The organism is Thermococcus sp. ES12 (assembly GCF_012027515.1).
GTDB classification, from domain to species: Archaea; Methanobacteriota_B; Thermococci; order Thermococcales; family Thermococcaceae; genus Thermococcus; species Thermococcus barossii.
Map to the genome: position 1 here is coordinate 1 of NZ_SNUP01000079.1, position 437 is coordinate 437.

General features: G+C 33.2%; 1 protein-coding gene. It reads left to right on the forward strand.

The genetic code is table 11. The features are described from left to right. Positions 1 to 158 precede the first annotated feature (158 nt). The gene (locus tag E3E37_RS11130; protein WP_167717417.1) at positions 159 to 341 is read left to right on the forward strand and encodes a class III signal peptide-containing protein; all 183 of its coding nucleotides are present in this window, start codon (positions 159 to 161) and stop codon (positions 339 to 341) included. Positions 342 to 437 lie beyond the last annotated feature (96 nt).

Sequence of the window (437 nt, forward strand, 5' to 3'; positions counted from 1 at the left end):
TTCTCCAATATTTGCAGATTCCGATTGGAAAATTTTTAATACCATTTATGACACCTTGAATAATCATTATTGCGTATAATCGTCTCAGATTTGAGCAAAAAGATATATAACCTTTTTCCTATTAAAATTGATGAAAGACGTCAATGGGGGTGGATGTTATGAGGAGGAAGGCTCAGGGTGCAATTGAGTATTTGTTTATGATCGCTGCAGCATTGATTATAATCGCGATTGTGCTGAAGTACTTAAGAGGTGCTGGGGAGTCAACTGGTGAAGTCGTTAACCAAAGTGCTTCAAAGTTAACAGAACTTGTAAATCAGTCTATACAAAATGCTACAAAGTGATAATTAAATTTTTGTTTTTTATCTACCTTTTAGCTATCGATTATTAGTTGAACTTAATAGTAACCCATTTAGCAACTGTATCGTTTTTATTTCATA